The organism is Azospirillum sp. B506, assembly GCF_000333595.1.
In the GTDB taxonomy this organism is placed as follows: domain Bacteria; phylum Pseudomonadota; class Alphaproteobacteria; order Azospirillales; family Azospirillaceae; genus Azospirillum.
In genome coordinates, this window is sequence record NZ_BADK01000666.1 from 39558 (window position 1) to 51910 (window position 12353).

General features: G+C 66.4%; 13 protein-coding genes and 1 pseudogene. 2 read left to right on the forward strand and 12 right to left on the reverse strand.

The window, feature by feature from the left end; all coding sequences use genetic code 11:
• Positions 1-13: 13 nt before the first annotated feature.
• From I71_RS19855 to I71_RS19865, 3 genes are all read right to left on the reverse strand, one after another.
• Positions 14-1498, reverse strand: a complete 1485-nt coding sequence (locus I71_RS19855) for a PAS domain-containing hybrid sensor histidine kinase/response regulator (protein WP_244433941.1) — start codon at positions 1496-1498, stop codon at positions 14-16.
• Positions 1422-2435: a PAS domain S-box protein gene (locus I71_RS39940; protein ID WP_244433938.1), complete on the reverse strand. Its 1014-nt coding sequence runs from the start codon at positions 2433-2435 to the stop codon at positions 1422-1424. The genes I71_RS19855 and I71_RS39940 overlap by 77 nt, the downstream gene beginning before the upstream one ends.
• 213 nt (positions 2436-2648) lie before the next feature.
• Positions 2649-3536 (reverse strand): LysR family transcriptional regulator, encoded by an 888-nt coding sequence (locus I71_RS19865; protein ID WP_042696898.1) that lies wholly within the window; start codon positions 3534-3536, stop codon positions 2649-2651.
• Positions 3537-3611: 75 nt separating this feature from the next.
• Here I71_RS19865 and I71_RS19870 point away from each other — a divergent pair, with 75 nt between their 5' ends.
• On the forward strand, positions 3612-4862 hold the full coding sequence (locus I71_RS19870) for an MFS transporter (RefSeq protein WP_049976206.1): 1251 nt from the start codon (positions 3612-3614) through the stop codon (positions 4860-4862).
• 6 nt (positions 4863-4868) lie between these two features.
• Positions 4869-5414: a GNAT family N-acetyltransferase gene (locus I71_RS19875; RefSeq protein ID WP_042696900.1), complete on the forward strand. Its 546-nt coding sequence runs from the start codon at positions 4869-4871 to the stop codon at positions 5412-5414.
• Positions 5415-5430: 16 nt separating this feature from the next.
• Here I71_RS19875 and I71_RS19880 read toward each other — a convergent pair whose 3' ends face one another.
• The 9 genes and pseudogenes from I71_RS19880 to I71_RS19915 all read right to left on the reverse strand — a co-directional run.
• Positions 5431-5679 carry a hypothetical protein gene (locus I71_RS19880; RefSeq protein WP_042696903.1) on the reverse strand — a complete coding sequence of 83 codons (249 nt, stop codon included), beginning with the start codon at positions 5677-5679 and terminating at the stop codon, positions 5431-5433.
• 163 nt (positions 5680-5842) lie between these two features.
• Positions 5843-7018 carry a fumarylacetoacetate hydrolase family protein gene (locus I71_RS19885; protein WP_042696906.1) on the reverse strand — a complete coding sequence of 392 codons (1176 nt, stop codon included), beginning with the start codon at positions 7016-7018 and terminating at the stop codon, positions 5843-5845.
• Between the two features lie 31 nt (positions 7019-7049).
• Entirely contained in the window at positions 7050-7505 is a 456-nt protein-coding gene (locus I71_RS19890; protein ID WP_042696908.1) for an RbsD/FucU family protein, read from the reverse strand.
• 53 nt (positions 7506-7558) lie between these two features.
• The gene (locus tag I71_RS37585) at positions 7559-8275 is read right to left on the reverse strand and encodes a hypothetical protein (RefSeq protein WP_148294295.1); all 717 of its coding nucleotides are present in this window, start codon (positions 8273-8275) and stop codon (positions 7559-7561) included.
• A gap of 284 nt (positions 8276-8559) precedes the next feature.
• Positions 8560-9573: an aldo/keto reductase gene (locus I71_RS19895; protein WP_042696911.1), complete on the reverse strand. Its 1014-nt coding sequence runs from the start codon at positions 9571-9573 to the stop codon at positions 8560-8562.
• The gene (locus tag I71_RS19900) at positions 9573-10667 is read right to left on the reverse strand and encodes an ABC transporter ATP-binding protein (RefSeq protein WP_042696914.1); all 1095 of its coding nucleotides are present in this window, start codon (positions 10665-10667) and stop codon (positions 9573-9575) included. The genes I71_RS19895 and I71_RS19900 overlap by 1 nt, the downstream gene beginning before the upstream one ends.
• Positions 10668-10692: 25 nt before the next feature.
• Positions 10693-11523: a carbohydrate ABC transporter permease gene (locus I71_RS19905; protein ID WP_042696917.1), complete on the reverse strand. Its 831-nt coding sequence runs from the start codon at positions 11521-11523 to the stop codon at positions 10693-10695.
• A complete protein-coding gene (locus I71_RS19910) occupies positions 11520-12086 on the reverse strand; it encodes a carbohydrate ABC transporter permease (RefSeq protein ID WP_244433939.1) in 567 nt (188 codons plus the stop codon). The genes I71_RS19905 and I71_RS19910 overlap by 4 nt, the downstream gene beginning before the upstream one ends.
• A 64-nt stretch (positions 12087-12150) precedes the next feature.
• Positions 12151-12353: pseudogene (locus tag I71_RS19915) on the reverse strand (formate dehydrogenase subunit gamma); the annotation flags it as partial.

Here is a 12353-nt window from a genome sequence, read left to right on the forward strand (position 1 = left end):
CCGCCAGAACGGATCAGCAGTCCCGGCCCGTCGCCCCCCCCTTTCCCGATGCTTCCAGCAGCTCTCCCAGAGCCTGGCCGAGCTGGCGGGGGGTCACCGGCTTGTGGATGATGCCCAGCCCATGGGCGGCGGCGTCGCGTTCGCAGTCGGGACCGGTCTCGCCGGTCAGGATCAGTCCGGGGATCGGTGCGCTGCCGGGATCGTCATACAGCGCGCGGATGCGGGCGACCGCCTCGGTACCATAACGCCCCTCGCGCAGGCGGTAATCGGCGACGATCAGGTCGGGACGACGGCCGGTGCGGCTCAACCCCTCCACCGCCTTCTGGGCGGAGCCGGCGACCAGCACCTCATACCCCCAGTCGCGGAAGATCGTTTCCAGCCCCAGCAGCACGATGGCGTCGTCGTCCACCACCACGGCGAAGCGGCCGCGGCCGGCGGTCGCCGGCTCCACCGCGGTCACCGGCGTCTCGATGGTGCGGCCGAGCGGCAGGGCGATGACGAAGCTGGTCCCCTGCCCCGGTTTCGACTGGACGTCCACCGGGTGGTTCAGCAATTGCGACAGCCGCCGAACGATGGCGAGCCCCAGACCAAGCCCGCGGTTGCGGTCGCGCTCGGGATTGCCGACCTGATGGAACTCCTCCCAGATGTGTTCCAGATGGTCGGGCGGGATGCCGATGCCGGTGTCGCGCACCTCGATCAGCAGACGCCCGCCCGCCCGCCGGCATTCGATGTCGATCCGCCCGCTCTCGGTGTAGCGCAGGGCGTTCTCCACCAGATTGCGCACCATCCTGGTCAGCAGGGTACGGTCGGTGCGGGCGGCGGCATTGCAGGCGGACATGTGCAGTTCCAGCCCCTTGGCCGCGGCCACCGGCCGGTAGGACGCGGCGATGTGCTCGAACAGAGGGCCGACCGGCACGATCTCGATGTTCGGCTGGACCACCCCGGCATCCAGCCGCGACATGTCCAGCAGACTGTCCAGCAACTCCTTCAGCGCGTCCAGTCCGCGACCGAGATGCATCAGCGCAGTGGCGCCCTGGCTGCCCCGGACATGCGGCTTCAGCACGTCGACGAACAGCAGCAGCGCCTGCAGGGGCTGGCGCAGATCGTGGCTGGCGGCAGCCAGGAACTTGCCCTTGGCAAGGTCGGCCGCCTCCGCCATCTCCTTCGCCTGCAACAACGCCTGCTGTGCCTGCCGACGGGCGGTGATATCGCGGAAATAGACGGAAAGCCCGTCGGCGCTGGGATAGATGCTGGCCTCCACCCAGTTGCCCATGGTGGGGGACATCACCTCGATGGTCATCTCCCGGCCTTCGCGGACCGCCTGTTTCTGCGCCTCGAAAGCCTCGCTGCCCTGGATCTTGGGGAACGCCTCCCAGATGCGGCGGCCCAGCAGCGTGTCGCGCGGCCGCCCCCAGACCTGTTCAGCCTTTCGGTTGATGTAGGTGAAGCGCCAGTCGTGATCGACCGCATAGAAGGCGTCGCTGATGCTTTCCAGAATCTTGACCGCCCGCTCGTGCGAGGCGCGGGCCTCCTCCTCCGCCCGCTTGCGCATGGTGATGTCGCGGAAGAAGCAGCCCACCCCCTCCCGCGTCGGCAGGAAGCGCATTTCCAGCCACAGGGTGGTGCCTTCGCCATCGAAGCGCTTTTCGATGCCGGTCGGCAGCCGCTCCGTCATCGTCCTGCGACACAGCGCCTTCAGGTCCGACCCGGGCAAATCGGGCCAGACCTTCCCAGAGCCGGCGCCCGCGCATCGCCGACAAAGACTGGCGGTCTAGCTGTTCGGCCCGGCGGTTCTGGTAGATCACCCGGTAATCGCCATCCAGCGCCACCAGGGCCTCGTCGATGCTGTCCAGGATGTCGGTTGCGCACCGGCGGGCATCGGCGATGGCGTCTTCGATCCGCCGCTCATCGGAACGATCGTGCAGGATCCACAGGAATCCCTCCTCGTCGGCCTGCAGCGGCAGGATGGTCAACGCGCCCCAGACGCCGGATCCGTCATGGCGGCGGAACGCGCGCTCCTCCTGGATGCGGCCTTCCGCCAGCGCGCGCAGCCGCAGCGCATCCGGCAGGCCGGCGAGACTGTCATCGGCAGGAAACAGAATCGCCACCGGCCGGCCCCGCGCCTCCTCCTCCGTCCAGCCGAAGATGCGGACCGCGCCGGGGTTCCAGCTGGTTATCCTGCCATCGGGCGCCAGGGTCAGGATGGCATGGCCGACGGCGCTGTCGAGGATCGCGCGCAACCGCCTTTCGCTGTCGGCATGGGCGGCGCGGCTTTGCTCCAGGGCAGTGAAGGCGGTCCGCAGATCCTCGTTCAGCGCGGTGACCGTCAGCAGGTCGTCGCAGCCGGTGCCGGCAGTGGACAGCGCCGCCTTGAGCCGGACATTTTCCCGCTCCAGCGCGTCCAGCCGTTCAAGCAGCTCTGCTTGGTTTGGCACCTCCGGTTGCGCGTCCGGTTGGACATCCCGACGCCCTCCGCCGTCCTTTCGGTGGTCGCCGGACTCGTTCGGGGCCGACTGCTGCTTGATCATAGGCGCCCAAGGAAAACGAAAGTCTCTCCAGCCGAGAGTGCGCAAGACCTAAAGCCGCTGTAAACCAGCCAAAAGCAATACTTCGGACGATTATTGATCCCATTAATTTTATCGAATTTGCTACCGCATACCTGTGATCGCCTTCACCATTGCCCGCACGCCGGTATCGAGCATTTTGTCACGCCGCAATGCCAACCCAAGCGTGCGGATCAAAGGCGGAGTCAAAGGTTGTACTGCGAAGCGGCCGCAATCCTGCGGCCCCTGCACTGTGACGGACGGCAGGATCGATTGGCCGAGCCCGGCGGCGACAAGATTCTTGATCGCTTCCACATTGCCCAGCTCCATCGCCGGGCGCGGCTGGACACCGCCGGTCATGAACCAGCCGTCGATCACCGCGCGCATGGTGCCGCCGCGTTCGTAAAGGATCAGCGTTTCTTCGGCCAGCGCCGTCGGGGTCACTCCATCCTGCCCCCTTTCCCCTGCCGGCAGCGGAGCGACACGGACCAGTTCCTCCGCACAGACCGGTTCGATCGACAGGCCGGGGCGGCCGGCGGGCAGGGTGACCAGAGCCAGATCCAGCGTTCCCTCCTCCACCGCATCCAGAATATCCGGCGTGTTGCCGGTGACGACGATGATCTCCAGCCCCGGATGGGCGGCGCGCAGGGCGGTCAGGATCGGCGGCAGCCGGTAAATACAGGCGGTGGCGCCGGTGCCGATGCGCACGCGCCCGACCTGTCCGGCGCGGTGGCGGCCCATGGCGGCGGCAGCGGCATCCATCTCCTCGCGCAGACGGCGGATGAAGGGCAGCAGATCGCGGCCGGCCGCGGTCGGCAGCGCACGCTTGCCCACCCGCTCCACCAGCCGCACGCCGAAGCGCTCCTCCAAACTGCGAATCTGCATGCTGACCGCCGGCTGGGTCAGGCCGAGCCGGCCGGCCGCCTCGGTGAAGCCGCCATGCTCGACGACGGTGGCGAAGGTGATGAGCTGGTCGAGGTTCAGGCCGCGCATACCCATAGTGTTCCTTATCAAACCGATCAAATCAATAAATTTGCCTTTTCATCGGCGGTCCGCGACGGTGTGCCCATGACGACCGCCGCCACCCCTGCCCCCGCCTCCGCTTCGCAACCGATCTGGCTTGTGCTGCTGTGCGCCAGCCGCTTCGCCACTTCGATGGCCTTCATGGTCTATGCGGGCGCCTTGGGGCCGGCGATGCAGGCCTGGGGCATGAGTGCGGGAGAAGCGGGGGCGATCCAGACCGCCTTCAACGCCGGCTATGCCCTGTCGCTGGTGGGATCCTCCTGGTTCGCCGACAGCCTGGGCGCCAAGCGCGTCTTCCTGTGGGCGAGCTGGGCGACCGCGCTGACCGGCATCGCCTTCGCCACCTTCGCCCGCTCGGCGGAAAGCGGACTGCTGCTGTTCGCGCTGATGGGGCTGACCCAGGGCGGCACCTACGCCCCCTCCATCATGCTGGTGGCGCAGGGCGTGCCGGCGGCCCGGCGTGGTGCTGCGGTGGGCTGGCTGCTGGCCGCGGGGTCGCTCGGCTATTTCGCCTCCATCGCGATCGCCGCCGGACTGGCGGAGCGGCTGGGCTACGAGGCCGCCTTCATCGCCTGCGGGCTTGGACCGCTGCTGGCGGCGCTGCTCGCCACGCCGGGCCTGCGCAGGCGACCCAATCTGGCGGCGGGCGGCCCGGTGCGGCGGCTGCGCGGCGCCTTCCGCTTCCTGTCCGACCGCCGGTCCTTCCTGCTGACCGCCGGCTACACCGCCCATTGCTGGGAGCTGCTCGGCATGTGGGCCTGGCTGCCGGCCTTCCTGAGCGCCAGCCTCGCCAACTCTGGAGGGGCCACCTCCGGTGGAGCCGGGGTGCGTGGGCTGTGGATCGCCGGGGCCATCCATGTCTCGGGCTTCCTGTCGTCGCTGCTGATGGGGCGCGCGTCCGACCGGCTGGGACGGCGGACGGTGCTGGTGGCGATGGGCGTGCTGGGTGCCGCCTGCTCCGTCTCCATCGGCTGGATGGACGGGATGCCGCTGGCCCTGGTGCTGCTGATGGCGGCACTCTATGGATTTTCCGCGCTGGGCGATTCTCCCGTCCTGTCCACGGCGATGACGGAGTCCGTCGAGCCGGGCAGCCTGGGGGCGGCGCTCGCCGTGCGCTCCATCCTCGGCTTCGGCGCCGGCGGCGCCGCGCCGCTGGCCGTCGGGCTGGTGCTGGATCAGGCCGGCGGAGCCAGCGGCGCCGGATGGGGCTGGGGTTTCGCGCTTCTCGGCGTCGGCGGTGGGTTGGCGACCGCCTGCGCCCTTCTTCTTCCCGCCGACCGTCCTGACCGGAGTTGAACGATCATGGTCTCCCCTGCTGGATCAGCAATCACCGTGCGGGCATCCGCCGACGCCGACATTCCCGCCATCGCTGCGCTCTATGCCTGCCATGTGCTGCACGGCACCGCCTCCTTCGAGGAAGTGCCGCCGGGCGAGGCGGAGATGGCCCGCCGCCGGACCGACATCCTGGCCCGCGGCCTGCCCTATCTGGTGGCGGAGTGCGAGGGGCGGCTGGCCGGCTACGCCTATGCCGGGCTGTACCGCACGCGCAGCGCCTACCGCTTCACGCTGGAGAATTCCGTCTATGTCGCCGACGGCATGGCCCGGCGCGGCATCGGCCGGGCGCTGATGCTGCCGCTGATCGAGATGTGCGAAGCGGCAGGTTACCGCCGGATGATCGCAGCGATCGGCGACAGCGCCAACCACGGTTCCATCGGCCTGCACAGCGCCTGCGGCTTCCGTCCCGTCGGCATCCTGCCGGCGGTGGGCTTCAAGTTCGGCCGCTGGCTGGACGGCGTGCTGATGGAACGCCCGCTCGGCGACGGCAGCGACAGCCCGCCGGAGGGCTGACGGTCAGTCCACGCCCTCAGTCGGCCCCCAGCAATTCGTCCCGGCGCGGACCGGGCGCCATCGGCACCGTCCGCGGCAACTCCATCGTGGGCAGTTGCCAGTCGACCGGCAGCGCCGATCCCGGAGTCGGCCTGTATTGGTCCAGCACCGCCAGCAGGGTCAGCAGCGCCAGTGCCAGCGCCACCACCAGCAGCCGGCGGTCCACCCCGGCCATCGGACCCGTCCTGTCGCCGGGTCCGGCATTGTCGCGATCCAGCAGGGCCATGTTGCGTCCCCCATCCTGTCGGCCTCGTCTGGGACAAGCCTGATCCATGCGGCGGATCGTCACAATGCGGCTTTGCCGCAGGCTGCCTTCGGCTGAGACGAAGCCAGACCGCGCGCCTGCCGTGTCCTGCGCCGCGGCTGGGGCCGGGGAGCGGCGGCGGGCCTTACAGTGCCCCGCGCCGGCGGAGCGAGCGCATCAGCTCGACGATGCCGATGGTCCAGGGTTCGCAGGCGTCGCTCGGCCGCATGCGGTTGACCAGGGCGCCGAGCTTGGGCGCCGCGATGGTGACGATGTCGCCCTCCTTGTGGGTGAAGCCGCCGCCGGGATTGTCGCGGTCCTGGGTGGGCGCGAACATGGTGCCGAGGAACAGGGCGAAGCCGTCGGGATACTGGTGGACCGGACCGACGGTCTGGGCGACGAGATCCTCCGGATCGCGGCTGATCCGGGAGATCGAGGACAGGCCCGCAAGTTGGAAGCCCTCCGGTCCCTCCACCGTCAGGGCGACATCGGTCGTCCGCACATCGTCGAGCGTGAAGGTCCCATCGAAGAAGCGGATGAAGGGGCCGATGGCACAGGACGCATTGTTGTCCTTCGCCTTCGACAGCAGCAGGGCCGAGCGCCCTTCGAAATCGCGCAGGTTGACGTCGTTGCCCAGCGTCGCCCCGGTGATGCGCCCATCGGGGGCGACGATCAGCACCACCTCCGGCTCCGGGTTGTTCCAGGTCGATTTCGGGTGCAGCCCGGCATCCATCAGCGTGCCGACCGACGACAGGACGGGCGCCTTGGTGAAGACCTCCGCGTCCGGGCCGATGCCGACCTCCAGATACTGGCTCCAGGCGCCCTGGGCGATCAGCACCTCCTTAAGGCTCATCGCCGCGTCGGAGCCGGGCTTCAGCGCCGCCAGATCGTCGCCGACCAGCCGCTGCACCTCGGCGCGGATCGCCTCGGCGGCGCCGGGATTGCCGCGGGCGCGTTCCTCGATCACCCGTTCCAGCATCGACACCGCGAAGGTGACGCCGGCCGCCTTCAGCACCTGAAGGTCGGTCGGCGCCAGCAGCCAGGGAGCGTCGGGGTTGCGGCTGTCCGGCGGCGTGTTGGCGAGAATGTCGGCCAGCGCGCCGATGCATTCCCCCGCCGTGGCCGCCAACGCCGCCGCGGGATCGGGAAGGGCGGCCAGTTCGCTCATGGTCGGGAAGACGGATGTCACGTCATACACGCCATCGGCGCGTACGGCGACCACCGACGGACCGATGCCGGGCCGCCAGACCCGCCCGGCCAGAGCGCCGGCATAGCCATCGGTGGGAAGGGTGCGGGCCACATCCACGGGAAACTGGATCATCTCGGAGTCCGGATTCTGAAAGGGGGTCTGGTTACGACAGTTCGGCAGCGATGACGCCCTTGCGCAACAGGAAACAGCCGTAGGGGCGAGGGTCGCCGACCTGCACCACGGCGAAGGCGCGGCGGGCGGCCTCGTAGAAGGCGAAGCGCTCGATCCCCTGCAAAGGCAGCGGCCGGCCCTCGGCGCGGTCGATCTCGGCCTGCACCTCGCCCTGGACGGTGGGAAGTGCGGTGGGATCGCCCACCACCTCCATCCGGCGCACCGGATCGGGCACGTAGCCGTCGAGCGGAAGGACGCTCAGGATACCGCGGGCGGCGCGCGCCATCGTCACCCCCGGCAGCAGGATCAGCCGGCCGGAAATGGTGGCACGGGCAATGGTCTCCGCCGGGTGATTGGCATCGACCAGTGCGAGATCGTCGCCATGCCCCATGGCGGCCAGCACCCACAGCAGGTCGGGTGACAGAAGCGGGTCGAGTCCTTTCAGCATGGGCCTTACGGAGCCCCCCTGTTCCCGTATTACATTTAAAAAGTCGCTTTTATCTAAAATCTTGGCTTATAATCTTTTGGTATTCCATTTTTAACTGCATCTGCTGCAGATGACCTGATTCTGGTTTCATATGATTCCTGGAAAATTTGATTTTGGAAGGAGACCCTTACACTCAATGCCCCATCACTGTCTTTAGATATTACAGCTCCAATCGCATTGCTAAAATCGCACGAAGAAATGCCTTGAAATGAATTTTTCTTTGATGTTCTTGAGCTTGCCGCCCAAATGGATTGACCACTTCCATAGTAATCACATTTTTTAAGATGTGGGTATTTTTCACTAATGAGAGAAATATATTGCTGAGGAGCGCTCCAAGTCTTAACGCTAAAGTCTGCCCAAAATTCTACGATTTGGGCATCAACGTCCTTGGTAGACCTTTGAAGAATTCCTGGCATCATTGTTACGATGAACTCAGAGCCAGCTTCATCGATTTTTCTCATAGCGAATGGAGGTGTCATGCATATCTCAATCGATGCTCCTTCATGCACTTCGGGAGAACAGGTCTTACTATTTTCATGATAATTTAACGGAGTGAAGCCGTTTCTTTTCAATATAGTGACTGCTTCACCTATCTTCTGTCTAATTTTTACACCCATGAAATCATATTCAACATCAGCGATGGCGGAACCGCTTACGGTCAATATGGTTCCAGCAAAAAGAACAGAGAGTAAGGCTCTTTTGGCTTTCACCGATTTAACGAAATCAATCATTCTATTTACTCCAAATTACAGCTATTTTACCGCGCATTGCCCAGACCGCCTGAAAACTGTGCCGGTTGTCGGTAAAGCAGACACAATAAGGGATGCATCCAGCGCCCCTTTGAAAATACACCATAAGGCGCAGCTGTGTAGCCCGATTTGGGCGAAAGCCAGTCAACATAGGCCGTCGTGGCGTGGCCAATCGAAGCGGGCGAGGAGGTCATCGACCACCGGCTCGACGGTGTAGAGCGCAGTTACGGTATCCCTTTCGGTTCCTGTCCAGGGTCAACCAGCGGTCACGCCGGCACCGGCACGCCCGCTGCCAGCAGCCCCTCCGCTTTCAGGTCCGACCACAGCGCGGCAGGCACATCGGCCGCCATGGCGTCGAGATTGCGGCGCACCTCATCGGCCGTCACCGCCCCCAGAACCACCGACGACACCGCCGGATGGCCGAGCGCGAAGCGCAGCGCCGCCGTGGCGAGCGGCACGCCATGAGCGCGGCAGACCGCCTCGATCCGCCCCACGCGCTCAAGGATGTGAGCCGGAGCCGGGCCGTAATTGTACTTGGCGCCGGGCACCGCGCCGCTGGCGAGAATGCCGGAGTTGAACACGCCGCCCAGCATCACGCCGATGCCCTTCGCCTGGGCCAGCGGCAGGAATTCGTCGAGCGCCGGCTGCTCCAGCAGGGAATAGCGCCCGGCCAGCAGCATGGCGTCGAAGTCGCCGGCCTTGGCGAAGCGGACGCACATCTCCGCCTCGTTGACACCGACGCCGATGGCCTTGACGGTACCGTCGGCGCGCAGCCGGTCGAGCGCGCGATAGGCGCCATCCATCGCCTCGGTGAACCGCTCCTCGATGCGGTCGGCGCCGTGGGTCCAGACATCGACGTCATGGATCAGCAGCACGTCGATGCGGTCGGTGCCCAGCCGCAGCAGCGACTGCTCCACCGACCGCAGCGTGCCTTCATAGGAATAGTCGATCACCGCCCGGTGCGGGAAACCACCGGCATAGCCAGACCCATCCCCCCTCCCCCGGGTCGGATCCATCCAGCGACCGACCTTCGTACACAACACGACGCCGTCTCGCCCGGCCTGACGCAGGGCGGCACCGCAGCGCGCCTCCGCCAATCCGTGGCCATACAGCGGCGAGCTGTCGAGCAGCGTCACCCCGGCCGACAGGGCGGCGACCGCGGCGGCGACGGCGGTGGCCTCGTCGAGATGGCCGTACAGGTCGCCGAGCGGCGCGGCGCCGAAGCCGATCTCCGACACCGGAATGCCAGTGCGGCCCAAGGGTCTGGTCTGCAACGTCATCACAAGCGCATCCCTGTGTCGGGGTTGAACAGATGGGCCAGTGCCGGGTCGGGCGCGATCCGCACCATCTCGCCGGGACGGGCGCCGGTGCGTTCGCGCAGGACCCAGGTCAGTTCGCGCTTGCGATCCTCACGGCCTGCTCCCGCCTGGCCTGCCCTCCCCAGCGGGCGCAGCACCATCTGGGTTTCCGATCCGGTCGGCTCCACCACCACCACTTCGGCGGCCAGCCCCTCGTCGGCAAGGCGGAAATGCTCCGGCCGCACGCCATAGACGGCGGGACGGCCGTCCGACGCCGCCGGCACGCGCCCGGCCAGCGGCAGGCGGTCGCCGTCCACCGTCGTGAAGCCGTCGTCGCCGATGCTGCCGGGGATGAAGTTCATGGCGGGCGAGCCGATGAAGCCGGCGACGAACATGTTGGCCGGATTGTCATAGAGGTCGAGCGGGGCGCCGATCTGCTCGATGATGCCGTCATGCATCACGACGATCTTGTCGGCCATGGTCATGGCCTCGATCTGGTCGTGGGTGACATAGACGGTGGTGGTCTTCAGCCGCTGGTGCATCTCCTTGATCTCGGTGCGCATCTGCACGCGCAGCTTGGCGTCGAGGTTGGACAGCGGCTCGTCGAACAGAAAGACCTTGGGGTCGCGGACGATGGCGCGGCCCATGGCGACGCGCTGGCGCTGCCCGCCGGAGAGCTGGCGCGGGAAGCGGTCCAGCAAGGGGCCGAGGCCGAGGATGCCGGCCGCCCGCTCCACCTTGGCGGCGATCTCGCTCTTGGCGGTGTTCTTCAGCCGCAGGGCGAAGCTCATGTTGTCGGCGATGGTCATGTGCGGGTAGAGCGCGTAGTTCTGGAACACCATCGCAATGTCGCGGTCCTTCGGCGGCATGTCGTTGACGACGCGGTCGTCGATGGCGATGGTGCCGCCGCCGATCTCCTCCAGCCCGGCGATCATGCGCAGCAGGGTGGATTTGCCGCAGCCGGAGGGGCCGACCAGGATGACGAACTCGCCGTCCTGGATGTCGACGGACACGCCCTTGATGATCTCGACCGGACCGTAGGATTTGCGGAGGTTCCGGATGCTGACGGAGGCCATGGGGTCGTCTCTCTCTTGGAATGGATCAGCCGCCCTTGACGGCGCCGGCGGTCAGGCCCGCCACGATCTGGCGCTGGGCGGCCACGGTCAGGATCAGCACCGGCAGCGTCACCACCAGCGCGGCGGCGGCCAGCGGCCCCCAGCTCACCTGCTCGAAGGACAGCATGTTGTAGACGGCGACCGGCAGCGTCCGCGTCTCGCGGCTGGCCAGCACGATGCCGAAGACGAAGTTGTTCCAGGAGAAGATCACCGACAGGATGAAGGCGACGACGATGCCGGGCTTGGCGATCGGCAGCGCCACCTTGGCGAAGATCTGCCAGCGCGTGGCACCGTCGACCATGGCGGCCTCCTCCAGCTCCATCGGAGTCGTCTCGAAATAGCCGATCATGATCCAGATCACGATGGGCACGGTGACGACCAGATGGATTATGATCTGCGGCCACAACGTACCGAGCAGCCCCAGCCACTGGAACAGCAGGAACAGCGGGATCAGGAAGGACAGGCCCGGCGTCATGCGGGCGATCATGATGACCACCGCCGACTTGTGCGCCCGCATCCGGGCGATGCCGTAGCCGGCCGGCACGCCGACCAGCAGCGCGAACAGGGTGGCCGCCCCGGTGACGATCAGGCTGTTCCAGAAATAGAGCAGGAAGCTGTTGCCCTGGAAGATCGTCGCGTAGTTCTTCCAGGCGAAGCGGTCGGGGATCAGGATCGGCGGATAGGCGCCGTTGTCGATCTCGAACTTCAGCGACAGCGACAGCATCCACAGGAAGAACAGCAGCGCCGGCGACACCAGAAGCAGGACGCAGACGGCCATGCCGGCCTTGTCCAGCAATTTGCGGATTTGGCGGTTCATTGCCCGTCCCCCGAATTCCAGGCGCTGCGCTGGCGCAGGTAGATCAGGATCAGCGACAGCATGATGATCAGCACGAAGAACACCACCGCGATGGCCGAGCCGTAGCCGATGTCGTAATAGGTGAAGGCGACGCTGTAGAGATACAGGTTGATCGTCTCCGACGCCGTGCCCGGCCCGCCCTGGGTGATGGTGTAGAGGATGTCGAAGCTCTTCAGCGCGTCGATGCTGCGGATGATGACCGCCACCATCAGAAAGGGCCTGATCATCGGCAGGGTCAGGTAGCGGAAGCGCTGCCAGGCGGTGGCGCCGTCGATCTGCGCGCTCTCGTACGGTTCGGTCGGTAGCGACGCCAGCCCGCCCAGGACGATCAGCATCACCAGCGGCGTCCATTGCCAGGTCTCCACCAGCACCAGCGACAGGATCACCGTGCCGGGGTGATAGACCCATTGCAGCGGCCCGATGCCGACCAGCGACAGCAGGTAGTTCAGAACGCCGCCTGGCGTTCGGAAAGGTTGCTTGTCATGGCTGGCGTACCCGGGATGGCGGAAGCGCCAGGGGGCCATGATGTGTGGTGAGGGTCAAGGGGGAGAGTCTGTGTGGTGGTTCAGCCCTGGCAGCGATTCCCCCCTATTCCGCCGGTGTCCCGTGATGCCCGTGGCGCACCTTCTCGCCGGTCATTTCCTCGACCCACAGCGAATGGTGCTCGCGCGCCCATTGCAGCTCGACCTGACCGTCGCCCATGGCGTCGAAGGCGCCCTCCATGCCGACGGAGCCGATGTAGATGTGCGCCAGGATGATGGCGATCATGATCACGGCGATCGCGGCATGAG

What these genes read in the sequence shown, in the direction of transcription:
- I71_RS19885 (WP_042696906.1), bottom strand. Translation starts at nt 7,018, where the DNA reads ATGATCCAGTTTCCCGTGGATGTGGCCCGCACCCTTCCCACCGATGGC.
- I71_RS19895 (WP_042696911.1), bottom strand. Translation starts at nt 9,573, where the DNA reads ATGACGTTGCAGACCAGACCCTTGGGCCGCACTGGCATTCCGGTGTCG.
- I71_RS19870 (WP_049976206.1), top strand. Translation starts at nt 3,612, where the DNA reads ATGACGACCGCCGCCACCCCTGCCCCCGCCTCCGCTTCGCAACCGATC.
- I71_RS19905 (WP_042696917.1), bottom strand. Translation starts at nt 11,523, where the DNA reads ATGAACCGCCAAATCCGCAAATTGCTGGACAAGGCCGGCATGGCCGTC.
- I71_RS19910 (WP_244433939.1), bottom strand. Translation starts at nt 12,086, where the DNA reads ATGGCCCCCTGGCGCTTCCGCCATCCCGGGTACGCCAGCCATGACAAG.
- I71_RS19865 (WP_042696898.1), bottom strand. Translation starts at nt 3,536, where the DNA reads ATGCGCGGCCTGAACCTCGACCAGCTCATCACCTTCGCCACCGTCGTC.
- I71_RS37585 (WP_148294295.1), bottom strand. Translation starts at nt 8,275, where the DNA reads ATGATTGATTTCGTTAAATCGGTGAAAGCCAAAAGAGCCTTACTCTCT.
- I71_RS19880 (WP_042696903.1), bottom strand. Translation starts at nt 5,679, where the DNA reads ATGGCCCTGCTGGATCGCGACAATGCCGGACCCGGCGACAGGACGGGT.
- I71_RS19900 (WP_042696914.1), bottom strand. Translation starts at nt 10,667, where the DNA reads ATGGCCTCCGTCAGCATCCGGAACCTCCGCAAATCCTACGGTCCGGTC.
- I71_RS19875 (WP_042696900.1), top strand. Translation starts at nt 4,869, where the DNA reads ATGGTCTCCCCTGCTGGATCAGCAATCACCGTGCGGGCATCCGCCGAC.
- I71_RS19890 (WP_042696908.1), bottom strand. Translation starts at nt 7,505, where the DNA reads ATGCTGAAAGGACTCGACCCGCTTCTGTCACCCGACCTGCTGTGGGTG.